The organism is Humidesulfovibrio sp. (assembly GCF_030689645.1).
Classification (GTDB): domain Bacteria; phylum Desulfobacterota; class Desulfovibrionia; order Desulfovibrionales; family Desulfovibrionaceae; genus Humidesulfovibrio.
This window is the reverse complement of sequence record NZ_JAUYFU010000082.1, coordinates 14,809-38,115: the sequence shown is the minus strand read 5'-3', so window position 1 is coordinate 38,115 and position 23,307 is coordinate 14,809. Positions and strand designations below refer to the sequence as shown.

Here is a 23,307-nt window from a genome sequence, read left to right as displayed (position 1 = left end):
GGCCGGGCTTGCCAGGCCGCCCGCTCCTGGGCTAGGTTGCTTGTCGGGACAGTGCCTGAAGCGGGCGAAGCGAACCCTCAAACCCCGTGGAAAGTCATGCGAGAAAAAAGCAGAGTATTCATTCTCACCATGCTGCTCATCATGCTGGCGGCCAGGTCGGTGCATGCCGCGCAGCAGCCGGGAGCCCTTGGAGCAAAGTCCGTCATCGCCATGGACCTGGGCACAGGGCGCATCCTCTACGAGCAGAACGCCGACCAGCAGATTCCCCCGGCGTCCCTCACCAAGGTGCTCACCCTGTACCTTACCTTCGAGGCATTGCAGGAGCACCGCCTGTCCCTCACCGATACGGTGTTGGTGAGCCCGGAGGCCACCCAGGCCGGCGGGTCGCGCATGAACATCCGCTCCGGGGAGCGCGTCATCGTGCGCGAACTGGTGAAAGGCATCGCCGTGGCCAGCGGCAACGACGCCTGCTGGGCCATGGCACAGCATCTGTCCGGCGGCGAGGACGTGCACCCGTTTGTGAACGCCATGAACGCCAAGGCCCGCGAACTGGGCATGACCGACACGGTTTTCAAAAATCCCAACGGCATGCCCGCAGACGGGCAGCTGACCACGGCCCGCGACATGCTGAAGCTTTCTGCCAGCTATCTGCGCCGTTTTCCCCAGTCCCTGACCTTTCATTCCATGACCACTTACGTGCACAACAATCACAACCACCACAACGCCAACCGCCTGCTGAACACCTATGAGGGCGTTGACGGCCTCAAGACCGGCTACGTGCGGGCCTCTGGCTATAACAACGTCGTGACCGCCAAACGCGGCGACACGCGCATCGTGGCCGTTGTGCTGGGTGCCCGCAGCGCTGGCGCTCGGGCCGTGGCCTCGCAGAAGCTTCTGGATCTGGCCTTTCAGCGCTTGAACCAGGGCCAGTCTGTGGCCACACTGGAAGAGCAGAAGGGGCGCGGGGTTCTGCCCGCCTCCCTGGCGCACACCGCGCCGCGCGTCGACCCTGACCTCAAGGCCGCCCAGCAGGTGGCCGACCAGCGCGCCAATCAGGTGCGCACCAGTCAGCCGGTTGCCCAGGCCGCAAATGCGGTTGCGGAGGAAAAGCCAGCCACGCAGGAGATGGTGCAGCGCAAGACCGGAAAGAGCACCTACGCCATCCAGGAAAGTTCGTTTCAGTCGCGCCTCAAGGCCGAGCGCCGTGCTCAGCACCTGGAAAAGAGGGGCCTGCCTGTGAAGGTGGTCGCCACAAATCTGGGCGGCAGCAAGTGGTACCGGGTGCTGGTTGGCCCCTATGCCAGCGCCAACGCGGCAAAGAAGACCCGCGAGAAGATGCTCACCCGGGGCTCTGTCACCGAAGAATAGAACAGCTCCGCCTTTGGTCAGCCCCTGGGCTGCGCCGCTTACGGCCCGGACGCGCACGACGCTTCCGGGCCGTGTTGTTTTGATTCACAGGAGTTCTCTCGCTCCTCGCTCCGGTAGCGACATGTCGGTCGACTCATGTCTGACGTGTTGGGCCTGGGCAATGACTGAGATGACGCCCGCCCATTCCAAGCCAGTGCCAGCCGACATTTGCGATGGCGGGTGACAATGGCGGTCGCCACCTGTTTCTTGCCACATCCGCCCTTCTCGCTCCCCTCTGTCAAGCCGGAAAATTTGTCCTTTTACCGGCCAAAGACGGGAGTTTTTTGTCCAGTCGCTAAAACCGGATCTATACTTCGCTCCATACCGGGCCAGCCACACGCCAGCCCCATCCAAAGGAGCGGCCATGAACCACCACAGCAGTCCAGATACCATCCTGCTTGTTCCCTTCAGAGCCGGGCATGCGGCGAGCCTGCGCCTGCGGCCGGAGGCCGACGCCGTGTTGTCCAAGCTGGCCCCCCTGGCCCAGTTGGCGGCGGCATATGAGGCAGCCGGGCCGGCCTGGACGCTGATGGCCGGAGGGTGGCCTCTGGTCTGCGGCGGGGCTGTGCGCTTTTGGCCAGGCGTGGGCGAGTTGTGGTGCTGGGCGGGCCAGGAGGCGGGCCATTGGTCTGTCGCAATCGCCCGCCAGGCCAGGGCCACCCTGCTGCGTCTGCGAGACGAGCACGGCTTTCATCGGCTTCAGGCCCATGTGCGCGAGACGGACCAGCGGGCCAGGGGGTTCGCGCAGTTTTTGGGTCTCGCCCAGGAAGGCCGCTGCCCAGGTTACGGCCCAGATCAGGCAACGCACATACTTTACGGGAGGTTTTTCGGATGGAAGGCGTAAGCACGGTGATGCCCATGGCCGTCAGGACCGGGGCGGGGATTTTGAGCAAGGCTTTGGCGGAAAGCGGCAAAAGCGGAGCGAGCGACGTCATAGAGGCCAGGGCGCAGTCTGCGGAGCTTCAGGCCAAGCGGCAGGCCGAGGCCGAGAGGCGCGGCGCGCGCGACAGGGTCGAGGAAATGCGCGAAGCGAGCCAGCACAGGAACGCCTCGGCGCGGGTGGCGGCGGCTAATTCCGGGCTCGCTCTTTCGGGTAGCTCGCTTTTGAGCCTGACGGCGCTGGAGGGCGCAGGCGATGCACGCGTGAACAAGGAGCTGGGAGACTCCGCCTTGCGGATCCAGAGCCTTCTTGATTCCGGGGCTGAGCAGGCGCACAGCATCCGCTTGTCGGGGCGTTCGGTGGACAGCCGTCTCGGCGGGTTGGGCTCGCTGCTTCGCCTGGGCGGTCAGTCCCTGGGCAACTGGTAGGGCGTTGCCATGTCCCTCGTACCCATCATCCTGACAAACTTTACGTCCGGCGAGCTTTCGCCGCGCCTGGCCGGGCGCGTGGATGTGTCCAAGTACTTCAACGGCTGCCAGTGTCTGGAGAACTTCCTTGCCCAGCCTCACGGCGGCGTGGCGCGCCGGAGCGGCATGCGTTTCGTGGCCCAGGCCGCCCGCCATGAGGGGCGGTCTCTGCTTGTGCCCTACGAAGACGCGTCGGGCGTGGGCTGGATGCTGGAGTTCGCCCAGTCCGCCAACGGGACGGGCGTGCTGCGCTTCTTCACCGGCGGAGGCCTGGCCTTGAACGCAGCCGGGCTGCCCATGCAACTGGCCACGCCCTACAAGGAAGAGCATCTGGACGGCCTGCGCTTCGTGCAGGATCGGTACAGCCTTGTCCTGAGCCACCCGGAGTTCGCTCCGCGCAGGCTCTCGCGCACAGCGGACGGCGGGTTTGAATTGTCGGAGCTGACGTTTATCTCTCGGCCCGAGGCCTGGGGCGCGGGCAATTGGCCTGCCCTGTGCTGCCTGCACGAGGACAGGCTGGTCTTCGCCGCCACGCCAAAGGAGCCCTTCACCTTGTGGTTCTCGCGCACGTCGCAGCATGAGGACTTTCGCTTGGCCACGCGGGAAGTGCCCCTTGACGACTGGGACGATTTCGAAATCACGGACTCCAACGGAGACACGCTGTCCGACGGCAAACCCGGGGACACGGTGCTGCTGCTGGCGGGCGACACCTTTGCGAAGAATACGGCGCTTTCCGGGGTCATGGCCGACGGCACCCTCTGCTACTATCGCTACCTGGGCGCGCGCAGCGTCAAGGCCAGCACCTCGGCCTCCCTGCGCATGACCTTGGCCGCGACGCCTGCGGCGACGAGCGAGATCGAGTCCGTGCGGGACGCTTCCGGGGCGCTGCGCACGGCATTCTGGGAAATGTTCGCCATTGGCGACCGCATTGTGGCGGAACCGGGCGACGACCCCCTGGACGACGACGCGGTGGAGATCACCCTGTCGGCGCAGCGCGGCGGGCGCATCTGTTTCTTGGCCCCGCGCGACAAGCTGTGGATAGGGGCCAGCAGCGGCGAGTGGACCGTCTCCGGCAGCTCGCTCAACACCCCGGTGACGCCGGGCGGGATAAAGGCCAATCGGGAGGGCACTTTTGGCGCGTCCAAGGTGCCGCCCTGCCAGGCAGGCCCAGCCATTCTGTATGTGCAGCGCTCTGGCAAGAAAGTGCGAGAAATGGCCTACCGTCTGGAGTCTGACGCCTACACCTCACGGGACATAACCCTGCTCGCGGCCCACCTGGGCGAGGCAGGCATCACCCAGCTGGCCTACGTGCAGGAGCCGGACCCAATGCTCTACTGCGTGCGCGCCGACGGGGTGCTTCTGGCCATGACCTACCTGCCGGAGCAGGACGTGTGCGCCTTTGCGCGCATCGTCACCAACGGGGCGGTGGAGGCGGCCTGCGCTGTGTTCAACCAGAGCCTCTACCGCGACGAGCTGTGGCTGGTGGTGCGCCGCAACGTGACCATAAATGGCCAGAGCGTGGGTCGCCGGTTCATCGAAACCCTGGAGCCGGGATTCCCGGAAACGGCCCAGGACACTTCGGCAGCCTTTTTTGTGGATGCGGGCATGAGCTACTCCGGGCCTGCGGTGCGGGAGCTCACCGGCCTGGCCCACTTGGCCGGGAGCAAAGTGCAGATTCTGGCAGATGGAGCGGTTTTGCCTGAGCAGACGGTGGCCCCGGACGGGTCCATCCGTCTCGACCGGGAGGCCTCGCAAGTCCACGCGGGACTGGGATACGCCTCGGTTCTGCGGCCCATGCGCCTGGAGTTCGCTGGCAGCCGGGGCAGCGCGCAAACGCGCTCCAAGCGCATCATCGAGGTGGGCGTGCGCCTGTACCGCACCCTGGGCGGCAAGGTCGGGCCCGATCTGACAAGGTTGGAGCCGCTGCTGTACCGCAGCAGCGCGGACAAGATGGACGGCCCCCCCGCCCTGTTCACCGGAGACAAGTCCGTGCGCTTCCCACAGGGCTGGAGCACCGACGGGGTGCTGACCCTGGTGCAGGACCAGCCGTTGCCAATGACGCTGCTGCTTATGGCCCCCACACTGGCTTTGAACGAATAGCCGCCGGATTTCCGGCACACAAGGAGCACCTATGACCATCGCCACGCAGACGTCCAAGGCCGCCTTTAGCGGCAACGGCGTCACCACCGCGTTTCCCTTGCCGTTCCCCTTCATGCGCGCGGGAGACATCAAGGTATTGCTTCGCCGGGATGGCTTTGAGACAGCGCTGGCGCAAGGACAGCATTATACGGTTGCCGGTGCGGGAAGCGCCACAGGCGGCAGTCTTACTCTGGCCAATGCTCCTGCCACGGGGCAGACCTTGGTGGCGTACCGGGCGCCGGCCATCGTGCAGGAGGTGGATTATGTGGAGAACTCGGCTTTCCCGGCAGAGACCCATGAGGCAGCCCTGGATCTGCTGACCATGATCTGCCAGTCCCTGCAAGAGCAGATCGGGCGGGCGGTGCTCTATCCCGTGAGCACTCCGGACGGGGATATCCTGAACTCGGAGGCTTTCTTGGGAGCTGCCGCAGCCAGCAGGGACGCGGCCCGCATCTCGGAGCAAGGCGCCGCCGCCAGCGCGGGCAAGGCCGCTGCCTCGGCAAGCGCGGCGTCAGCCTCGGCCGGAGAGGCGGCACAAAGCGCCGCCATTGTGGCGGGAGTAGCAGCCACCGCCGATGGGCTGGTGAAGGTGTCCAGCGGCGACGCCATGGGCCAGAGCCTTTCGGCAAAACTTCTTGCAGGCAACGGCCTGTCCGAGGGCATCGAGAATCCCGGCGGCGTCGAGGCCCTGCGCCTGGCCGTCGCCTTGGCCGCCAACCCTGGGCTGGAGTTCGACGCTGGCCTCCTGCGCATCAAGGCTGGGGCCGGGTTGGCCTTGTCTGCCTCTGGCCTGGCGGCAGATGTGGGCACCACTGCGAACAAATTGTTGCAGCTCGATGCACAAGGCCGCATGCCCGCCGTGGTTGGGGCCTACACCCGGCAGCAGTACGCTGTGCCCGTTGTCCTCGTCGCACAGAGCGGCTCTATCGCCCTGGATGCCGACCTGCACCAGGACATCGACATTACCGCCACCGGGGCCATAACCCTGGGCGCGCCGGCCAACGCCGCGCGCGGCAAGACCATCTTTATGACCCTGTACGCGGCCTCGGCTTTGGCGATCGCCTGGAACGCGGCCTTCAAACCCAATGCAGACAATGCCCTGGACGCCACCTTTGCGGTTGGCAAGCGCATCTTTCTGAACTTCCGCTGTGTGGACGGCGCGAACTGGCTGCTCATGGGCCGCGTAAAGGAGGCTTAGCCATGCATCTTGGCTGCAAGAACATGGTGGGAGGGGCGGCACGCAGAGGCGTCTACACAGAAAGTTATGTGCCTGGGAATTATACTGGCCCCGTCACTTTCAGCGGCTGTTGCGCGTGGGAAACGCCATTGCAGGTTGCCAGCGGAGTTTCATTTACGTGCCAAGACCCCTACACAGCAGGCCCGGCAGCGCAAATGCTCTACAGGCAATTTGAACACTTCGATGAAACTGAAGGCATGTTCCGCATTGGAACAGCGCTTCACGGCAACTACGCGAACGCAACGCTGTTTTTCTCGCCAGACGCGATTGCAATTGTGGATCCGACAACTTTGGCAATAGCAACAAATGGTCTGTCAATAAGCGTAATTACGAACAGCGCAGGATCTAATGTTATCGCTTCAAAGCTCGCACTTGGAAATAAGAACACTGGGTACATAAGCGGGGCATTCCACGGAAATAGGGCGTATAATGTCGTCACAACATACGATGTATACTACAAGATTACGGCGACCATGTTGTATGCATCACTTGTAGATAAGGACACAGCAAAACCAGGGACATGGGAACTCTCTCTTGCACGCGACAAGATGCAGATTGCGCACCACGGAATAATCGCAACCTGCCTCAGCAGCAACAACACTCTCGGACCGGCTTACATTACCGTCAGCAAGCACATCATGGTATAGCGGCACTGCTGTGCCTCTGGCATGCATCAAGCGGGAATGAGTATGTTTGGGGTGAGGCTGCAACTGCGTGGATTGCTGCCTGGAAACGAGCAATGCGCCTGGAGCGGACCGCCCGGCCCTATCACCACCAAGGAGACGAATCATGAACCAGCCCTGCGCCTTCCACGATCAGAGCATGGTGCAGCTGCGAACGGCGGTGCTCGACCTGAAGGACCAGATGCGCGAGGCCATTGAAGGCGTTGCGGCCCAGTCCCGCGCCAACGGCGACACTTTGGTGCGTATCGCCGATTCCCAGGTGGCGCGGCGCGAGCTGTGCGCCCGGCAGGAGGAGCGCCTGTCCACCATGGAGCGCGGCGTCGAGCAGCACCGGGAGTCGCACATGGCCGAGCGCGAGGAGCATCTGGCGGAGCGCGCAGAGCTCTGGAACGCGGTGAACAAGCTGCGTTTCCACGTCTACGTTGGTCTTGGCGCAGGACTGGTCCTGCAGCTTTTGGCCCCGCTGGCCTTGCGGCTGGCCATGAAATAGGAGGACGACGATATGGGGATTTTCCAGTTCCTGCCAATTGTGGGCGCGGCGGCCCAGAAGCTCCTCGACCTCATCCCGGACCCGAACGCCCGGGCCAAGGCGGCCGAGGAATACCAGAAGGTCGTGCTGGAGATGGCCGCCAAGGCCGAGGCCGACCAGCGCGAGATCAACAGGGTGGAGGCGGCGTCGGCATCGCTCTTCGTGGCGGGCTGGCGTCCGGCCATCGGCTGGGTCTGCGCCTGCGCCCTGGGCTTCCAGTATCTGCTCCGGCCCCTGCTGGCCTGGGCGGGCGGAGTCTGGTGGCCCCATTTACCGGGCCTGCCGGGCATCGATGACGCCCTGTGGCAGCTCATGTTCGGCATGCTGGGCCTGGGCGGGCTGCGCAGTTTCGAAAAGACGCGCGGGGTGTCGAAATGAACAGGCTTCGTCTGGAAGGCCAGCTTCTCGTGGACGAGGGGCTGCGCCTCAAGCCTTACCGTTGCACCGCCGGGAGGCTGACCATCGGCGTGGGCCGCAATTTGGACGACCGGGGCATCACCGAGTCTGAGGCCCTTGTGCTGCTCAATAACGACATCTCGGCGTTCTGGGGCCAGCTGGCCGTCAGTCAGCCCTGGGTGCTGGCGGCCCCGGAGGAGGTGCAGGAGGCCCTGGTGAACATGAGCTTCAACCTTGGCCTGCGCGGGCTGCTGAAGTTCCAAAAGACGCTGGAGCACATGCGGACGGGACAGTATCGCGAGGCGGCTTCGGCCATGCTGGACTCTTCGTGGGCGCGGCAAGTTGGCGCAAGGGCGGAGCGTCTTGCAGAACAGGTGCGCCGTGCCGAAGGCTGACGGCGCGTGGGCTGCCTGGCGGATATTGCCGTCAGCCTTCGGCCGCAGGCATGGACAGGGCCGTGCGCCGTTCTTATCTTGTGAAAGGTAGAGAGCCTGGAAAGCCCCCCGCAACACTCCACCAACACAGGAGGGTGCGTCATGGTCAGGCAGGAGTTCCTTTCCGAGATGGAGCAGAAGCTTCGCCAGTTCGACGAGAAGCTGGAGCGGCTGGCGGCGAGGCCAAGGCCCAAGAGCGAGCATGCCCGGTTGGAGCGGGAAAAGACGTACTTTTATCTTCAGGCCAGTAGGGCAGAGTTGCGCGAGCGGCTGAAGCAGACGGAGTACGCCCCCATGGAGAGCTGGCGCGAGTTCACGCAGTCCATGAGGAAGATCTACGAAAACATGGCCCGGCGAATGGACTCGGCCAATGGCGCGGATGAGCACGAGCCCACCGAGTAGGCTGGCGGCGGCGCCGCAGGGCAGGAAACAGGAGTGGCTGGGGCGCTATGGCCTGAGCTGCGAGACGACCATGCCTGCAAGCATGAGCCCGCAGCCGATGAGGGCGCGCGCTTCCAGAACTTCGCCCAGCAGGAAGTAGCCCGCAACGGCAGCGAACACAGCCTCCATGCTCAAAATGATGGCCGCGTGGGCCGGATCGGCGTCGCGCTGGGCCACCACCTGGAGGGTGTAGGCCACGCCTACGCTCAAGAGGCCGCCGTAAAGGATTGGAATCGCGGCGCCGGAAACGCCCGCCAGGGTGATGGGCTCGATAATAACTCCGACGCCCAGGCTCAATGCCGAGCAGACGGCGAATTGGGCTGAGGCCAGCTTCACGGCGTCGGTGCCGTCCATGCCCGGCGAAAGTCTGCTGATGATAAGCACGTGCCCGGCCCAGAACACCGCGCCAATGAGTTCCAGAACGTCCCCATAGGCGATGGTGAAGTCCTCGTTCACCGAGAGCAAATACATGCCCACCGCCGCCGCCAGCGCGCCGCCCCACGTCCCGATGCCAGCCCGGTTGCCCAGCGCCAGGCCGAACAGCGGCACCATCACCACATAGAGTCCCGTGATGAACCCGGCCTTGCCAGCCGTGGTATAGACCATGCCGACCTGCTGCAAGGCCGCTGCCGTGAACAGCACGCAGCCAGCCAGCAGTCCGAAGCGCACAAGGCGCTTGGTGTCGATGCCGGAGCCCTTGCCCTCGCGGGCTCTGGTCTGCTGCATCTTCCAGATGAGCGGCTGCAAGGCCAGCGCGCCCAGGGCGAAGCGGATGCCGTTGAATGTGAACGGGCCGACGTGCTCCATGCCCATGCGCTGGGCGACAAAGGACGCGCCCCAGATGAGTGCGGTGAGCATGAGCAGGCCGTCGGCCTTGAGCTTGTGTGCGAGCATGTTCTACCTTGTCTGATGCGGGAATGGGGGGGCGCTGGGCGTCCGGGCACAGCCCGGAAGAAATACAGCGCGTCCAAGGTCTCGGCAAGGGAAAACCGCTCTCTGGAGGCGGGAATTGGCGGTCTGGATGCTGCGCCGCCGCTTTGGCAGAGTGGCGGCAAAAGACCCGTCAGGACGGGCTATTTCAGTGTGATATCGAAATTTGAAAGGAGCGAGACAGCCTCCGGCAAGGCGAAAATGGTTTTATGGAGCTTGTTTGTGTCCGCGTTCATGAAATAGTTGAACGCGGTGGAAAAATCAGCATGGCTGAGGTCGGTGTTATGGAATGTGCAATTGCGCAGATCGCATTCCTCAAAGATGGAATAGGCGAGCTTCGTGTCCATGAATGAGGCGTCGTGAAATGAGCAGTTGATGAATTTGTATTTCGAAAGATTCAATGAAGAGAAGGAGCAATTATCCATAAGGCAGCCCTCGAAAGAGGCGGAGAAGACCCCGCTGGGGGTGCTCCAGTTGATGCCCGTGAGCTTGGAGTTGATGAATCGAGTGCCCACGATTCTGGTCGACCGCAATTGCGCCAGCGACAAATTGCAGCAATCAAAAACGCATTGCTCGAATGTGCAGTTGACGAGTTTCGCATACTGAAAAGACGCGCTGCGGAACACGCACTGGTGGAAATTGGCCGAGTGCAGCGTGGCGTTGTCGCCCGCAATGTTTGTAAAGGTCTCGCCTTCGTGCTCGCCGTTAATGATCGATGCATCCCGCATGGTCCTTGCCGCCTTTCCCTTTACCAGCCAACGGGCAGCCGAGCCTTCTGCCCAGCCTTGTTTTCGAACAGCACGTAGCGGTTCTCGCGGCCAAAGAGATACAGGTCGCGCGTCACGGCCACGTCCTGGCGGCAGTAGTGGGCGATCTCCTCAAGCTTGCCCTCTTTCCACCATTGCAAGGCTTGAAGGCCGTCCGCGCTTTTGCCCACGCCCAGGGTCGCCTGGGCCAGGTTGTCCAGCTTCAGTCGGTAGCCCAGGCGCTCGTGCACATGGTTCAGCATGTCCAGGGTGGGCAGGGAGCGGTAGGCAAAGGGGTGCGCTCCGGCCAAAACGCCGTAATCAAAGCGCAGGATGTTGAAGCCGACCACCAGATCGAAGGTTTTCAGGCGTTCGGCCAGGGCTGGAATCTCATGCTCCTGGTAGTCCACGAATTCATCCGTGCCGGAATCGTAGAGCACTGCGACGCTGATGCCCATGAGGTCGGGCCGGGTCCAGCCGCCCACCTCTGCGGCGCTGCGGCGCGTCTCCACGTCCACCACGGCAAAGCGCTTGGGGGTGGGCACGGTGGTGGGAAAGATTCCCGGCAGGGTTCCTTCGATGGGCATGGCGTTCTCCTTTGTTGCGGCGGCGATTTCGGCCCTGCGGTCTTCTCCGGGCTGGCCGCTGGTGAGTTCTCGCAGCAGGAATCGCGCTGCGGCCTTGTCGATGGGCCGGTTGCCGCTGCCGCACTTGGGCGAGTGCACGCACGACGGGCAGCCCAGCTCGCAGGGGCAGTCCGCCACCACGGCCAGGGTTCGCTCAAGCAGCTCCTCGGCGCGGCTGAAAGCCTCTCTTGTCAAACCAGCACCGCCGGGCATGCCGTCATAGATGAACACGGCGGCCCCGCCTGTCTGCGGGTGCATGGGCGTGGAGATGCCGCCCAGGTCGTTTCTGTCGGTCATCACCAGCAGGGGCAGAATGCCGATGGCCGCGTGCTCCAGGGCGTGGATGCCGCCCATGAAATGCAGGTACTCGGCCTCGGCGCTTCTGCGGGCCTCGTCCGGCACGTCGAGCCAGATGCCCTCGGTCTCGAACACCGAGGGCGGCATGTCCAGCGGCACCATGCCAAGCAGTGCGCCGCCGCGCGTGGAGCGCTTCTCGTACCCGGTGATGTGCTCCGTGACTTTCAGCCGCGCCAGGGTGACGCGGGTGCCCAGCACTTCTCGCCGATCGAAGATTTCCAGAATCTCCGTGTCCTTGGTGGAGCGCACGCGAGTGGAGTAGCCCACGCGGGCGGCGCGCACCTTGACCGTTGCGCCAGGAATGTCGAGGCTCTCCACCAGCCAGGTGCGCCCCCGGTGCAGGTACACCGCGCCGGGGTGCGTCTCGCGCCGGGCGCGCAGGGAGTCCACCGCGCCGATGACCTCCCCCGTGGCAGCGTCTTCGATTGCCACCTGCGAGCCCGCGCCGCGCAGGTCCACGTTGTGGTGCGGGCGCTTGCGCGGGGAGAGCGCTTCGAGCCCGTCCGCGCTTTGCAGCAATTCGCCGCGGGCCAGCAGCCCGGCCAGGGCCTCGCGCGCGCCAGGGGCGTCCAGATAGGGCTCCCCCCCGCGTGAAAGGGCCAGGGGCAGCTCCGCAGCGGCGCACACCAGATGCCGGGGCAGGATCACCGGGTTGGCCGGATTGAGCACCGCGTTTTCCGCAGGCCGGGCGAAGAAGTCCTCAGGGTGCCGCATGAAGAACTGGTCGAGGGCGTCCTCCTGGGCGATAAGCACCACTGCGCTCTCCTGCTGGGCCCGGCCCACGCGCCCTCCGCGCTGCAAGGTCGCCATGACGCTGCCCGGATAGCCCACAAGAATGCACACGTCGAGGCCGCCGATGTCGATGCCCAGCTCCAGCGCGCTGGTGCTGATGACCGCCAGCAACTCTCCCGACGACATGCGCGCCTCGATCTCGCGGCGCTCCTCGGGCAGGAAACCCGCGCGGTAGGCGCTGATGCGGTCCTTGTACTGCCCGCTTTTTTCGCTGGCCCACATGGCGATGAGCTCCGTCATGCGGCGGCTTTGCGCGTACACGATGGTCTTGAGGCCCCGCGAGAGCGCGGCCTGCAAAAGCTGGATGGCCGCCGTGGCGGGCGAGTCCTCCGGGTTCAGGAAGACCATGTGCCGGGCCCCGGCAGGCGCGCCGCTTTGGGTGATGGCCACGGGCTCGATGCCGGTCAAGAGCTGGCACAATTCCGCCGGATTTCCCACCGTGGCCGAGCAGAACACGAACACCGGGTCTGAGCCGTAGTAGCGGCAGATGCGCTGCACGCGTCGCAGCACCTGGCTCATGTGCGCGCCCAGCACGCCTCGGTACGTGTGCACCTCGTCGAGCACGATATGCGTGAGCGTGGCGAAGACCTGGGCCCAGGTGCCGTGGTGCGGCAGCATGGAAAGGTGCAGCATCTCCGGGTTTGTCAGCAGCAAATTGGGCGGGCGCTTGCGGATCTTGGCCCGCTGGGACGGCTTGGTGTCGCCGTCGTAGATGGCGGCGGTGGGGCGCCGCGCCGCTGGCACGGCCGTGAGGCCCTCCACCAGCTCCGTGAAGCCGCGCAGTTGGTCCTGGGCCAGGGCCTTGAGCGGATACACGGCCAGGGCGCGGCTGTCCGGGTTGGCCAGCACCGCTTCGATGATGGGCAGTTGAAAGGCGAAGGTCTTGCCGCTGGCAGTGGGCGTTGCCACCACCACGTGCCTGCCGCCGCGCACCAGGTCTGCGGCCAGGGCCTGGTGGCTGTATAGCGCGTCGATGCCGCGGGCGGCCAGCATCTCGCGCACAGCATTGGGCCAGGGCCGCCGGGGCTCGGCGTACTCGGCCTCGCGGCCAGCGATGAGCCTGTGGTGGCACACCTGCCTGCCCAGGCGCTCGGAAGCCAGCAGGGCGGCGATGTATTCGGCAACGTCGGAAGTCATGGGCCGATTGTAGGGCAAAGGGGGGCGGCGGGGAAGGGGGGGCGGTGAGGCCCCCCCCGCCGGGGTGGCGTATGCTACATGGTCACATCTTGTCGATTTCTTCCGCATGGTCGCGCAGATACTCAACAATGGCCTGCACGTGGCCCGCGTATGCGGTCTGCCGCTGGGAGACGATGGTTTGCGGCGCAGCATGCGTGAAGCTGCCGACGGACTTGCCGTTTCTCTGGATGGTGGTTGTGGCGCTGTAACGCACTTTTCGCACCGAGAAGAATTCGAAGGGCAGTTCGCTGTCTTTGACGTCAATTATAATGCTGTACGTGTTCGCGGCCGAATTGCTGAAGGGGTTGTTGTCCACCAAAGCCTTGGAAATGGCTGTGGGCAGTTCATAGGTGGTAAGCCTGTACAGCGTCACGTCGTCAAAGCGCTTTGACTGGCTGTTGGTGGCCTTTTGCCACATGGTGGGCGGATTGGGCGTGAAGTTCACGGTCACACCGGTGAAGGTGCCCTCGAGCATTGCGCCCGGCGTCGGCTGGGGCTTGAGGCGGGCGGACTTCATGTCCGGCGCGAACTGGCGCAGGCACTGGTGGATGACGTCGCTGAGGCCCGGCAGTCCGCGCTTGCCGCATTCGTCCTTTGCGGGGGCGGGAAGCGTCGCAGCGTCAAAATCGCATTGTTTATTGGCCAACGTGCGCTTTGTGCCCGGATCAATGACAGACACCTTCCCGACGAGCTTTGCGGGCAGGTGATCGATGAAGCCGGGCATGCTGGGGGAGACCGTCTCCATGGAGCAGATGACGTGCACGGCCGGGGCGCTTGCGTAGCCTTCGTCCCCAGGCTTGCTGAAGGTGCTCCTGATGATTGTTTCGGCCTCCGAGTAATTGGCGGGACGATAGCCGTGGAGGGGGTCAGTATCCAGAATTTCCTGTGCGAACGGCATGCTTGGGGAGTCCGTGGTGTTTATGGCCAGGGCGCTCAGGCGGTAGTTCCGAAATGGCGAGTCGCTCATGGTGTTCGCAGGCGTGGGAGGACAAACCGTGGCGCAGGCGGAAAGGGCGATGGTCAAGGCGACGATGCCGCATACTGTCTTCACAATGTTTCCCCGTAATTGTCGGTTGTTGATAAACAGCTCAATTATCTCTGTCTCTGCATGTGGTTTGATATGTACGACAAAGGCTAGGCCTATATCAAAAACAGAAAACAGTGGCAAATACAAATAGTAAAAAGCGGAACCATACTAGAAAGGTGTGTTTTGTCCGGCGGGGCGGCGCGCACAAAAAAAGGCAGCCTAACCGCAAGCGCGATCCGACTGCCGGGAACAGAACATAAAGGACAGGCAAAAGTGGACGGGGCCAGGACCCAGACCAAAGAAGAGTGCCCTACTTCGCCGAAATGTTGTACTTCTTCAGCTTGTACTGCAAGAGGCTCTTGGACACGTTCAGCAGGTCCGCAGCCTTAACCTGGATGAAGTCGGCCTTGACCAGGGCCCGGCGGATGACCGCCGCCTCGATCTTCTCCAGGGTTTCCGAGAGGTCGAGCTTGATGGGCAACAGGTCCACCGCGCTCTTGAACTGCGACTCCTCGTCCTTGATCTCCGGCGGCAGGTCCTCGGCCCCGATGATCTCTCCGCTGGAAAGCACCACGCAGCGCTCAATGACGTTCTCCAACTGGCGCACGTTGCCCGGCCACTCGTAGGCCGAGAGGTAGTCCATGGCCGAGGGGCTGAAGCCCTTCATGTCGCGGGTGTTTTCCTTGGCGAACTTGTCCAGGAAGTGCGAGGCCAAAAATGGGATGTCCTCCCGGCGCTCGCGCAGGGGCGGCAGGTGGATGCTCACCACGTTCAGGCGGTAGAACAGGTCCTCGCGGAAGATGCCCTCGGCCACGGCCTTCACCAGGTCGCGGTTGGTGGCCGCCACGATGCGGATATCCACCTCAACGGCGTCGGTGCCGCCCACGCGCTCGAAGCGGCGCTCCTGCAGCACGCGCAGAAGCTTCACCTGCATGTCCTGGGAAAGCTCGCCGATCTCGTCCAGAAACAGCGTGCCCTTGTCCGCCATCTCGAAGCGGCCGCGCCGGCGCGAAACAGCGCCAGTGAAGCTGCCCTTCTCGTGGCCGAAAAGCTCGCTTTCCAGCACGCCGGGGTTGAGGGCCATGCAGTTCACGGACACGAAGGGCCCGTCCTTGCGGGGCGAGTCGTTGTGAATGGCCTTGGCGATGAGCTCCTTGCCCGTGCCGGATTCGCCGGTGACGAGGACCGTGCTGCGGCTGGGCGCGGCGCGGTGCACCATTTCAAGCACGTGGCGCATGCTCTTGTCGCGGCCAACGATGTTCTCCGGCCCAAAGCGCTCCTGAATCTGGCGGCGCAACTGGCGGTTTTCCTGTTGCGCGCGCGCGTACTGCATGGCCTTGGAGATGGAGAGCAGAAGCTCCTCGTTGGAGAATGGCTTGGTGATGTAGTCGAAGGCGCCGGTGCGCATGGCCTCCACTGCGGCCTCAATGCTGCCGAAGGCGGTCATGATGAGCACCGGAATGTAGGGATAGTGCTTCTTCACGTGGTCCAGCACATCTTTGCCGGTGAGCTTGGGCATCTTCATGTCCGTGATGACCACGTCCACCTCGGACTCCTCAAGGAAGGCCAGGCCCATCTCCGGGTCGGAAAGGGGCGTGGCCTTGTAGCCGGCATCGGAGAGGATCGCGTCGAGCACGAGCAGGTAGTTCTGCTCGTCGTCAAGTATGAGAATATTCCCTGACATCATTGACTCCGTGGGGGCTTGCTAGGCGGTTTGCTGGGCCTCTGGGCTGGCGTCGCCGCCGTTCTTGCGCAGGGAGGCGGGCAGGGTGAGCTCCACCAGCGCGCCGCCTTCCGGGTGGTTCTTGAGGGTGACGGCCCCGCCGTGGCTTTCCACGATGCTGGTGACGATGGCCAGACCCAGGCCGGTGCCGGTGTCTTTGGTGCTGAAGAAGGGGTCCTTCATCTTGTCCAGGTTCTGCATGTCGAAGCCGGGGCCGGAGTCGCGCACCCCAAGGGTGAGCCACGGGCCGCCCTCGCCTTCGGGGTCGGCTGGATTATCTGTCGGGCGCCGCACGTCAACATGGATGGTCCCGCCCTGGGGCATGGCCTGCATGGCGTTGCTCAGCACGTTGTACACCGCGCGGTAGACGAGGTCGCGGTCGCCGCGCACCAAGGTTCCGTCCGGGCAGGTCCGCGCCATCTGGATGCCCTTGTCTTCGCACTCGCGTTCCAGAAACACGCAGGCCTGCTCCAGGATGCGGCACAGGTCCACCTCGTCCTGGCGCGGCTGGCGCGGCCTTGCGTAGTCCAGGAATTCGTTCACGGTGCGGGATAGCCGCCGGGACTCGTCGTAGATGGCCTCGATGATGCGCGTGTGCGGGTGGTTGTCGGCCTTGGCCTTTTTCAGTACCAGCTCCGCGCTGCTTTGGATGATGCCCAGGGGATTCCTGATCTCATGCGCAACGCCGGCCACCATGCGGCCCATGCCCGCCAGCTTCTCCTGCTGGTGCAGTTCGGCCATGAGCTTTTCCTTCTCCGCGTGGCGTTCGGCGCTGATTCTGTCCACCCGGCGCAGAATGCTGATGATGAGTGAAAAAAGCACCATGCTGGTGATGAGCGAGGAGGAGTAGACCAGCCGCTCGAAGTTCACCACGGCCATGTAGTCGTCGGTGATGTCCTGGCTGAACTCCAGAATGCCCATGATGGGGTTCTTGGCCCCAGGCCCGAAGTTGCGCTCCATGCGCAGGGGGGTGAACCCGCGCATGACCACGCTTCCTGGCCGCATCTCTATCTTGAACAGGGCGGAGAGCCCAGTCACCTTGCTGACCAGCTCGAAGCTCGGCTCCTCGTGGTTCAGGGCGCGTTTGACGCCCTCGCCAGCGAGGCCCGTGCGCAGCACAAGATTCGGATCGGTGCTGTAGGTCACGCGCAGCTCGGGGTCGTAGATGCGCACTTCCTGCACATGGAAGCTGTGGATGGTGGTGCGCACCACCTGATCGAGCCTGGTGAACTGGTCGGGGATGCGCAGGCTTATCTGCCCGTAGCCGATGATGGTGGGCAGGGTGAAGCGGGTGAAGATCTGGTGCGAGAGGTTCTCGGACAAGAGCAGCCCGAATTCCTTCTGTTTCTCAAGAAGCACGCGTTCGGCGTGCTTGGAGAGGAACATCGAGAGCATAAGGTTGATGCCCAGGATGAGGATCAGGAAGGTCCAGGTGAGGACCTTGACGAATTGCAGGGGCCGGTGCGTTCCCAGCAGGCTTGAGTATATGCTCAACGTTTAGAATCCCCGCTCGTCGCGGTCGCCGGTGGTGAAGGCGAGCAGATCGGCCTTTTCCTTTTCCAGGCCGTCCGCGCCCAGGCGGGCCTTGGCCAGGCGCTTGCCAAGCTCCACGGCGGGCTGGTCCACGGGGTTGATGCCCATGAGCCAGCCGGTCAAGAGCGTGGCCGCGCCCAAGAGCGCCATCATCTTGCCAGCGGCTTCGGCATCGTCCTTGCCCAAGCGCAGGGCCACAAGGGGCACTGCGCTCTGGCACAGGGCCATGCGCGTGCCCAGGGCCTCGGCGGGCAATAGCTCGCCGAAGCGCTTGCCCTGCAAGTAGTCGAAGATCGCTGGCATGTCCGCCGGAAAGGGCGCGCCCTCGGGGCCTTGGGCCCGCTCCACGAAGAGGCAGGATTTGTTGCGCGGGCCGTCCAGGAACATCTGGTTCACGCTGTGCTGGTCCGTCACGCCCACGGCGGGCAAGGGCTGGCTGCCTTGGCCGTCCTTGCCCAGGCTCTCGGCCCAGAGCTGGGCGAACCAGTCGGCGAAGCTGCACCAGGCCGGGATGTAGAAGAAGGTGATGAGCTCAAGGTAGCCCGCATCCATCAGCGCCTTGCCCCACAGGGCGAACTCGAAGGACGGGTGCTGGCTGAGCTTCTGCGCGTCGAGCCCGGGGTCGGCCAGGGGCCCGGCCACGGATTGGAACCCGCGCACCAGCCCGCGCCAGTCCATGCCCAAAAACGCTGCGGGCACCAGGCCCACGGCGCTGATGGCCGAATAGCGGCCGCCCAGGTTGTCGGGCACGGGCAGGGTGCGGATGCCGAACTGGGTGGCCTCCTGGCGCAGGTAGCCCTTCTGCTCGTCGGTGTTCAGGAGCAGGTGGTCCTTCCAGTCTGCGGGCAGTTCGCGCTTCAGCCATTCCTTTACCAGGAAGTACTGGCCGATGGTTTCGATGGTGTCGCCGGACTTGCTGACCACATAGACCAGCGTGTCTTTTGCCGGCAGGCGGGAAAGATGCGCCTCCAGGCTCGTGGCGTCAACGTTGTCCAGAATCCACAGGCTCTTGCCCGTGTGGCCGGGCAGGTCCTGGCCGGGTGCGAAGGCCTTTTGCAGGGCGCGAGCGCCCAGAGCCGAACCGCCGATGCCAAGCAGCAGCATGTGCCTGAATTTGGGCAGATACTTGGCCTCAAGGTCGGCCAGATCCTTTTCCAGCGCGGCCATGAAGGGCGTGGCCAGGAAGGGCAGCTTGCCGCCTGCGATCTCCGCCGCGAGCTTCGCGGCGATTTCTCCGGCCCGCGCGCGCAGGGCAGGGGCCGTGGGCAGCCTGTCCCAGCAGGCGTTGGTCCAGTCCAGAACATCCTGATGCGTTGAACCTGCGGTCATGGAGCCTCCCCTGGCGGGTTGGTTCGGGTTGTGCGCGGCCGTTCTGACCAGGAAGCTTGGGTCGAGGCCAAGCCTACTTGCCCAGCAGAACCTTGCCCACCTTGGACAGCGCGGTCATGAGCACTTCGTCGGCCACGGCGTAGGAGAAGCGCACGCAGCGGTCATCGCCAAAGGCCGAGCCCGGCACCAGCGCCACGCCCGCTTCTTCGAGCAGGCGCGTGCACATGGCGGCGGAGTCCGGCATTTCTGGAGTGTAGTACGAATCCACCACCGGGAACAGGTAAAACGCGCCGTCCGGTTTGGGGCAGGTTACTCCCGGCCAGGAGCGGATGACGGACAGGGCCAGGTCGCGGCGGCGCACAAAGGCCGTCTTCATCTCGTCCACCAGGGTCCAGGGACCAGTGAGGGCAGCGATGGCCGCCTTTTGGGTGATGCTGTTGATGTTCGACGTGCTCTGGCCCTGGATCTTGCCGCAGGCCTTCACCAGGTCTGGGTGGGCCAGCGTCCAGCCCATGCGCCAGCCGGTCATGCAGAAGCTTTTGGACAGCGCGCCCACGACGGCGACATTCTCCGGGTGCCGTTGCCAGAAGCCGGAGAGGGTGCTGGGCTTGGCCGGCTCGTACACCAGGCGGTCGTAGACCTCGTCGGAAATGATGAACACGCCGCGCGCCTTGGCCCAGCGGGCGATCTCGTCCATGGCCTCCTGGGCGTAGTGGCCGCCCGTGGGGTTGGAGGGCGAGTTCAGGATGAGCACCGAGGTGCGCGGAGTGCACATGGCCTCCAGGTCGCGCACGGAGACGAGGAATCCGTTCTCCGGCCCGGTGGGCACGATGACGGGCACGCCGTCGGCCAACTCAACCATGGCCGGGTAGCTCACCCAGTAGGGCGCGGGGATGAGCACCTCGTCGCCTGGGTTCAGAAGGGCCATGAGCAGGTTGTAGAGGGCCTGCTTTCCGCCTGTGCTGGCGATGGTGTTCTCGCCCTTGGCGCACACGCCGTAGAACTGGCCGTAATATCCCGCGATGGCGTTTCTCAGGTCCGGAATGCCCGGCACCGGGGTGTAGCGGGTGAAGCCGTCGTCGATGGCCTTTTTGGCGGCCTCGCGCACATGCTCCGGGGTTCCGAAGTCGGGCTCGCCAACGGCAAGGCTGACGACTTCGCGCCCCTGAGCCTTGAGCTCCTGGGCTTTGGCGTTGACGGCCAGCGTGGCCGAGGGCTTGAGCTTCTTGAGTCTGTCCGAAATGCGCATGGGGGGTACCGTCCCTGAGCGAGGTGTAGGAGGCGGTCGCGTAGCCGCCTGCAACCTCCTTTAGTGCAAAACGAACCGCAGGGAAAGGGGGGGATTTTGTGTGCGGGGGGCAGGCCAGGGAGAGCTTGCAAGTCTTACCTTCGATTGCGACAAACTCTGTCAACCCGCCAATTTCATCCTTTTCCCGTCCCAATCCTTTCCCGTTTTGTCCGGCCACGAAACCCCTTGCTATCCTTGCGCAATTTGCGCCGGGCAGCGTGCCGGGTGCGGGCGGGCTGGAATGCGGGGCTCCGCCCCTGCACCCCGCCAGGGGGTATGCACCCCCTGGACCCGCAAAGGGAAAACTATGCTGGCAGCGGCGACGGCCTACCCTCCGCCCGGCCTCTCTGCGAGGGGTTCCGGCTCCGGCGTGAAGCGCCGGAGCCGGAACCCCTCGCCACAGGGAGTCCAGAGGGCCGTGCGCCCTCTGGCGGGAGCGCTGGGGGCAGCGCCCCCAGCGCTTTCGCGGCGAGCGGCGCTACGCCTACGCCGCTGGCAATCGCTTGTCCCAGGCGGGGCGTGCCCAGTACCGGCACGACAAGGCGGGCTTCCGCAGCCTGAAAATCGAGGACGGCTAGGAAACCCGCTTCCAGTACGAGCCATCAGGCCTGCTGCTGGCGGCGGAGCTGCCGGACGGGAAGCGCATCGAATACGCGCACGATTCCAGTGGCATGCGTCGCGAGAAGCGCGTGGATGGTCGGCTCGTCGAAGCGTACCGCTGGCTGGACCCGCTGCGGCTGCTGGAGTTCTTCGACGGCTCACAGTGGTGGCGGCTGGTGTACGATTTAGAGCAGGGTCTGGGCCGCGCGCTCTAGGCGTCACCAATGGCAACGAGTCCTTTCTAATTCTGTCCGACCACCTGGGCACGCCGCTGGTCCTTGCAAACCCCGACGGCGGTGTTGTACAGGCAATACAATACGACAGCTTCGGCAACCTGTTAGCGGTGGCCGGAGACGTGGTGCGCCTGCCGCTCGGCTTCGCGGGCGGGCTCTTTGACGCCGACACCGGCCTGACGCGCTTCGTCTGGCGCGACTACGACGCCGACACTGGCCGCTTCACTGCTCTTGATCCGCTGGGCGCGAAGGGTGGCGATAGCGACTGGTATGGCTATTGCGTTGATGATCCGGTGAATAGGGTCGATGCGTGGGGGTTGGAGTGGGGCTGGAAAGATCTTGCCGACCCAATCCAGACTGCCGCGCAAATGGCCATTGAGAAAGCTTTGAATGTTGGAAAGTTTGCATCGCGAACATTCGGTCTCCTTACTGCCCCCCTTGGGGACTTGCTTTTCCCAGACCCGCTCAACGATGTTGAGCAAGAAACGAAAAAGTATTGGGATAAACGAAACGCCAGAACCGAACCAGAAGACCTTCGAGATCGTCACTAACTTAGACCTCGGCACCCGCCACGATATAAGGAAGCTATGAACTGGCCATCTTCCGGATCAGTTGTTCTGATCACAGTCTTTATTCTCGTTGTCTGCTACGCTGTTTCCGTGGAAAAACGGATCGCAAAAGGCGAGATTCCACTGGTCCCGTATTCATTCAAGCAAACGTGGAGATTTGGAGGAATAGCGACCGCTGTTTCCACGCTCTTGGCCATACTCATCTATTGGCGGACAGGTGATTCTTCCTTTGCGCTGTCGTGGTTGGTCATTCTGATGGTGCTCTCGTGTGCCGGATTGCTACGCGGCTTGCTCGCAGAATATCAGCACAAACGGCGCGGTGGCAAAAATCTCGACGAGAAGCCTTAATGCCGGGCAGCCCCGGCCCGGCCACTGCGCCAGGCCGGGGCTTTTTGCGTAGACGCCGACACTGGCCGCTTCACGGCCCTTGATCCGCTGGGCGCAAAGGGCGGCGATAGCGACTGGTATGGGTATTGTGTCGATGACCCGGTGAATAGGGCGGACGCGTGGGGGTTGGAGGGAAACGGGAGAGTACGCAGCTACTTGGCGCGCAGCTCCAGCAAAAATTTATCCAGTTCCTTCATGAACTCCGGCAGCAGATTCTTTTCGCCGCGAATCTTGCGCACCACCTCGCCCTTGCGGAACACGATGCCCGAGCCGCGCCCGCCCGCGATGCCGATATCCGCCTCGCGCGCCTCGCCGGGCCCGTTCACCACGCAGCCCATCACCGCCACCTTGAACACCTCCGGCACGTCGCGCAGGCGCTTCTGCACTTCCTCGGCAAGAGCAATGAGCCCGATCTCGGTGCGGCCGCAGGTGGGGCAGCTTATGACCTCCGGGCCGCGCTCGCGCAGACCCAGGGCGCGCAGGATATCAAAGGCCACGCCGATCTCGGCCACGGGGTCGTGGGTGAGCGACACGCGCAGGGTGTCGCCGATGCCCTGAAAAAGAAGAACGCCCAGGCCCACGGCGGACTTCACCGCGCCGGGCAAAAGCGTTCCGGCCTCGGTGACGCCGATGTGCAGGGGGTAGTCCACGCGGCTTGAAAGCAACTGGTAGGCCTCGATTGTGTGCAGCACGCTGGAGGACTTCAGCGAAACTTTGATGTCGAAGAAGCTGCGGCGCTCAAGCATCGCCACATGGCCCAGGGCGCTCTCCACCATGGCCTCTGGCGTTGGCCCGCCGAAGCGCGCCAGCAGGTCCTTTTCCACGGATCCGCTGTTGACGCCGATGCGCATGGGCACGCCGCGCTCGGCCGCCGCGCGCACCACCGAATCAACCTTGTCCTCGCCGCCGATGGTGCCGGGGTTGATGCGCAGGCCGTCCACGCCCGCCTCAAGGGCCATGAGCGCCAGGCGGTGGTCGAAGTGGATATCCGCGATGAGCGGCACGGGCGAGTCCTTGCGGATGTGCAAGAGCGCCTTGGCCGCAGCTTCGTCCGGCACGGCAAGGCGCACAATCTCGCACCCGGCCTTGGCCAGCTCGCGCACCTGGGCGCTTGCGGCGAACACGTCGCGCGTGTCCACGTTGGTCATGCTCTGGACGCGGACCGGATTGTCTCCGCCCACACCCACACCACCGACGTTCACGGCTCGAGTATTCTTGCGCTTCTGCATGGACAAAGCACCTACCGCACTTCGCTGCGTTCGCCAAGCGCCTCTCCGCACGCGGAAAGACGCCTTGACGTCATGCGCCCCCCTGGATATCGATTTGACCATGGAGAGTTCAGGCCGCAGCGGCCATGGCCATTGAGCCGACAGGAGGA

General features: G+C 64.1%; 22 protein-coding genes. 13 read left to right on the top strand and 9 right to left on the bottom strand.

What is annotated here, in order from left to right; translation table 11 throughout:
- Window positions 1-96 precede the first annotated feature (96 nt).
- The 10 genes from Q8O35_RS11600 (at window position 97) to Q8O35_RS11555 (ending at window position 8,574) form a co-directional block, all read left to right on the top strand.
- Window positions 97-1,368, top strand: coding sequence for a serine hydrolase (locus tag Q8O35_RS11600; RefSeq protein WP_305573450.1), 1,272 nt, complete (start codon window positions 97-99; stop codon window positions 1,366-1,368).
- A gap of 403 nt (window positions 1,369-1,771) precedes the next feature.
- Window positions 1,772-2,251 carry a hypothetical protein gene (locus Q8O35_RS11595; RefSeq protein WP_305573448.1) on the top strand — a complete coding sequence of 160 codons (480 nt, stop codon included), beginning with the start codon at window positions 1,772-1,774 and terminating at the stop codon, window positions 2,249-2,251.
- Window positions 2,239-2,715: a hypothetical protein gene (locus Q8O35_RS11590; protein WP_305573446.1), complete on the top strand. Its 477-nt coding sequence runs from the start codon at window positions 2,239-2,241 to the stop codon at window positions 2,713-2,715. The genes Q8O35_RS11595 and Q8O35_RS11590 overlap by 13 nt, the downstream gene beginning before the upstream one ends.
- 9 nt (window positions 2,716-2,724) lie before the next feature.
- A complete protein-coding gene (locus Q8O35_RS11585) occupies window positions 2,725-4,854 on the top strand; it encodes a hypothetical protein (RefSeq protein WP_305573444.1) in 2,130 nt (709 codons plus the stop codon).
- Window positions 4,855-4,885: 31 nt separating this feature from the next.
- A complete protein-coding gene (locus tag Q8O35_RS11580) occupies window positions 4,886-6,091 on the top strand; it encodes a hypothetical protein (RefSeq protein WP_305573442.1) in 1,206 nt (401 codons plus the stop codon).
- Window positions 6,092-6,093: 2 nt separating this feature from the next.
- Window positions 6,094-6,777, top strand: coding sequence for a hypothetical protein (locus Q8O35_RS11575; RefSeq protein WP_305573440.1), 684 nt, complete (start codon window positions 6,094-6,096; stop codon window positions 6,775-6,777).
- A 142-nt stretch (window positions 6,778-6,919) separates the two neighbouring features.
- Window positions 6,920-7,303 (top strand): hypothetical protein, encoded by a 384-nt coding sequence (locus Q8O35_RS11570; protein ID WP_305573438.1) that lies wholly within the window; start codon window positions 6,920-6,922, stop codon window positions 7,301-7,303.
- Between the two features lie 12 nt (window positions 7,304-7,315).
- On the top strand, window positions 7,316-7,720 hold the full coding sequence (locus tag Q8O35_RS11565; protein WP_305573436.1) for a 3TM-type holin: 405 nt from the start codon (window positions 7,316-7,318) through the stop codon (window positions 7,718-7,720).
- Complete coding sequence (locus tag Q8O35_RS11560) at window positions 7,717-8,133, top strand: glycoside hydrolase family protein (RefSeq protein ID WP_305573434.1); 417 nt, start codon at window positions 7,717-7,719, stop codon at window positions 8,131-8,133. Before Q8O35_RS11565 ends, Q8O35_RS11560 begins: the two co-directional genes overlap by 4 nt.
- 141 nt (window positions 8,134-8,274) lie before the next feature.
- The gene (locus Q8O35_RS11555; protein ID WP_305573432.1) at window positions 8,275-8,574 is read left to right on the top strand and encodes a hypothetical protein; all 300 of its coding nucleotides are present in this window, start codon (window positions 8,275-8,277) and stop codon (window positions 8,572-8,574) included.
- 45 nt (window positions 8,575-8,619) lie between these two features.
- On the opposite strand, the gene Q8O35_RS11550 is transcribed toward Q8O35_RS11555, so the two are convergent.
- From Q8O35_RS11550 to Q8O35_RS11515, 8 genes are all read right to left on the bottom strand, one after another.
- Window positions 8,620-9,507, bottom strand: coding sequence for a DMT family transporter (locus tag Q8O35_RS11550; RefSeq protein WP_305573430.1), 888 nt, complete (start codon window positions 9,505-9,507; stop codon window positions 8,620-8,622).
- A 179-nt stretch (window positions 9,508-9,686) separates the two neighbouring features.
- Window positions 9,687-10,271 carry a pentapeptide repeat-containing protein gene (locus Q8O35_RS11545; protein ID WP_305573428.1) on the bottom strand — a complete coding sequence of 195 codons (585 nt, stop codon included), beginning with the start codon at window positions 10,269-10,271 and terminating at the stop codon, window positions 9,687-9,689.
- 20 nt (window positions 10,272-10,291) lie between these two features.
- Complete coding sequence (locus Q8O35_RS11540) at window positions 10,292-13,201, bottom strand: DEAD/DEAH box helicase (RefSeq protein ID WP_305573426.1); 2,910 nt, start codon at window positions 13,199-13,201, stop codon at window positions 10,292-10,294.
- Between the two features lie 82 nt (window positions 13,202-13,283).
- The gene (locus tag Q8O35_RS11535; protein WP_305573424.1) at window positions 13,284-14,291 is read right to left on the bottom strand and encodes a hypothetical protein; all 1,008 of its coding nucleotides are present in this window, start codon (window positions 14,289-14,291) and stop codon (window positions 13,284-13,286) included.
- A 286-nt stretch (window positions 14,292-14,577) separates the two neighbouring features.
- Window positions 14,578-15,951 (bottom strand): sigma-54 dependent transcriptional regulator, encoded by a 1,374-nt coding sequence (locus tag Q8O35_RS11530; protein WP_305573422.1) that lies wholly within the window; start codon window positions 15,949-15,951, stop codon window positions 14,578-14,580.
- 21 nt (window positions 15,952-15,972) lie between these two features.
- Window positions 15,973-17,484 (bottom strand): ATP-binding protein, encoded by a 1,512-nt coding sequence (locus tag Q8O35_RS11525; RefSeq protein ID WP_305573420.1) that lies wholly within the window; start codon window positions 17,482-17,484, stop codon window positions 15,973-15,975.
- A gap of 3 nt (window positions 17,485-17,487) precedes the next feature.
- Window positions 17,488-18,852: a glucose-6-phosphate isomerase gene (locus Q8O35_RS11520; protein ID WP_305573418.1), complete on the bottom strand. Its 1,365-nt coding sequence runs from the start codon at window positions 18,850-18,852 to the stop codon at window positions 17,488-17,490.
- A gap of 73 nt (window positions 18,853-18,925) precedes the next feature.
- Window positions 18,926-20,101: a pyridoxal phosphate-dependent aminotransferase gene (locus Q8O35_RS11515; protein ID WP_305573416.1), complete on the bottom strand. Its 1,176-nt coding sequence runs from the start codon at window positions 20,099-20,101 to the stop codon at window positions 18,926-18,928.
- A gap of 710 nt (window positions 20,102-20,811) precedes the next feature.
- Here Q8O35_RS11515 and Q8O35_RS11510 point away from each other — a divergent pair.
- From Q8O35_RS11510 to Q8O35_RS11500, 3 genes are read left to right on the top strand one after another with little or no spacing between them, the layout of a single operon-like run.
- The gene (locus Q8O35_RS11510; protein ID WP_305573414.1) at window positions 20,812-20,955 is read left to right on the top strand and encodes a hypothetical protein; all 144 of its coding nucleotides are present in this window, start codon (window positions 20,812-20,814) and stop codon (window positions 20,953-20,955) included.
- On the top strand, window positions 20,904-21,524 hold the full coding sequence (locus Q8O35_RS11505; RefSeq protein ID WP_305573412.1) for an RHS repeat domain-containing protein: 621 nt from the start codon (window positions 20,904-20,906) through the stop codon (window positions 21,522-21,524). Before Q8O35_RS11510 ends, Q8O35_RS11505 begins: the two co-directional genes overlap by 52 nt.
- Window positions 21,525-21,560: 36 nt before the next feature.
- The gene (locus Q8O35_RS11500; RefSeq protein WP_305573410.1) at window positions 21,561-21,890 is read left to right on the top strand and encodes a hypothetical protein; all 330 of its coding nucleotides are present in this window, start codon (window positions 21,561-21,563) and stop codon (window positions 21,888-21,890) included.
- Between the two features lie 191 nt (window positions 21,891-22,081).
- On the opposite strand, the gene ispG is transcribed toward Q8O35_RS11500, so the two are convergent.
- A complete protein-coding gene (gene ispG, locus Q8O35_RS11495; RefSeq protein WP_305573408.1) occupies window positions 22,082-23,158 on the bottom strand; it encodes a flavodoxin-dependent (E)-4-hydroxy-3-methylbut-2-enyl-diphosphate synthase in 1,077 nt (358 codons plus the stop codon).
- Window positions 23,159-23,307: the final 149 nt, after the last annotated feature.

Excerpts from the sequence above, each read along its gene's own strand:
- Q8O35_RS11600 (WP_305573450.1), top strand. The coding sequence starts at position 97 with ATGCGAGAAAAAAGCAGAGTATTCATTCTCACCATGCTGCTCATCATG.
- Q8O35_RS11595 (WP_305573448.1), top strand. The coding sequence starts at position 1,772 with ATGAACCACCACAGCAGTCCAGATACCATCCTGCTTGTTCCCTTCAGA.
- Q8O35_RS11590 (WP_305573446.1), top strand. The coding sequence starts at position 2,239 with ATGGAAGGCGTAAGCACGGTGATGCCCATGGCCGTCAGGACCGGGGCG.
- Q8O35_RS11585 (WP_305573444.1), top strand. The coding sequence starts at position 2,725 with ATGTCCCTCGTACCCATCATCCTGACAAACTTTACGTCCGGCGAGCTT.
- Q8O35_RS11580 (WP_305573442.1), top strand. The coding sequence starts at position 4,886 with ATGACCATCGCCACGCAGACGTCCAAGGCCGCCTTTAGCGGCAACGGC.
- Q8O35_RS11575 (WP_305573440.1), top strand. The coding sequence starts at position 6,094 with ATGCATCTTGGCTGCAAGAACATGGTGGGAGGGGCGGCACGCAGAGGC.
- Q8O35_RS11570 (WP_305573438.1), top strand. The coding sequence starts at position 6,920 with ATGAACCAGCCCTGCGCCTTCCACGATCAGAGCATGGTGCAGCTGCGA.
- Q8O35_RS11565 (WP_305573436.1), top strand. The coding sequence starts at position 7,316 with ATGGGGATTTTCCAGTTCCTGCCAATTGTGGGCGCGGCGGCCCAGAAG.
- Q8O35_RS11560 (WP_305573434.1), top strand. The coding sequence starts at position 7,717 with ATGAACAGGCTTCGTCTGGAAGGCCAGCTTCTCGTGGACGAGGGGCTG.
- Q8O35_RS11555 (WP_305573432.1), top strand. The coding sequence starts at position 8,275 with ATGGTCAGGCAGGAGTTCCTTTCCGAGATGGAGCAGAAGCTTCGCCAG.
- Q8O35_RS11550 (WP_305573430.1), bottom strand. The coding sequence starts at position 9,507 with ATGCTCGCACACAAGCTCAAGGCCGACGGCCTGCTCATGCTCACCGCA.
- Q8O35_RS11545 (WP_305573428.1), bottom strand. The coding sequence starts at position 10,271 with ATGCGGGATGCATCGATCATTAACGGCGAGCACGAAGGCGAGACCTTT.
- Q8O35_RS11540 (WP_305573426.1), bottom strand. The coding sequence starts at position 13,201 with ATGACTTCCGACGTTGCCGAATACATCGCCGCCCTGCTGGCTTCCGAG.
- Q8O35_RS11530 (WP_305573422.1), bottom strand. The coding sequence starts at position 15,951 with ATGTCAGGGAATATTCTCATACTTGACGACGAGCAGAACTACCTGCTC.
- Q8O35_RS11520 (WP_305573418.1), bottom strand. The coding sequence starts at position 18,852 with ATGACCGCAGGTTCAACGCATCAGGATGTTCTGGACTGGACCAACGCC.
- Q8O35_RS11515 (WP_305573416.1), bottom strand. The coding sequence starts at position 20,101 with ATGCGCATTTCGGACAGACTCAAGAAGCTCAAGCCCTCGGCCACGCTG.
- Q8O35_RS11510 (WP_305573414.1), top strand. The coding sequence starts at position 20,812 with ATGCGTCGCGAGAAGCGCGTGGATGGTCGGCTCGTCGAAGCGTACCGC.
- Q8O35_RS11500 (WP_305573410.1), top strand. The coding sequence starts at position 21,561 with ATGAACTGGCCATCTTCCGGATCAGTTGTTCTGATCACAGTCTTTATT.
- ispG (WP_305573408.1), bottom strand. The coding sequence starts at position 23,158 with ATGCAGAAGCGCAAGAATACTCGAGCCGTGAACGTCGGTGGTGTGGGT.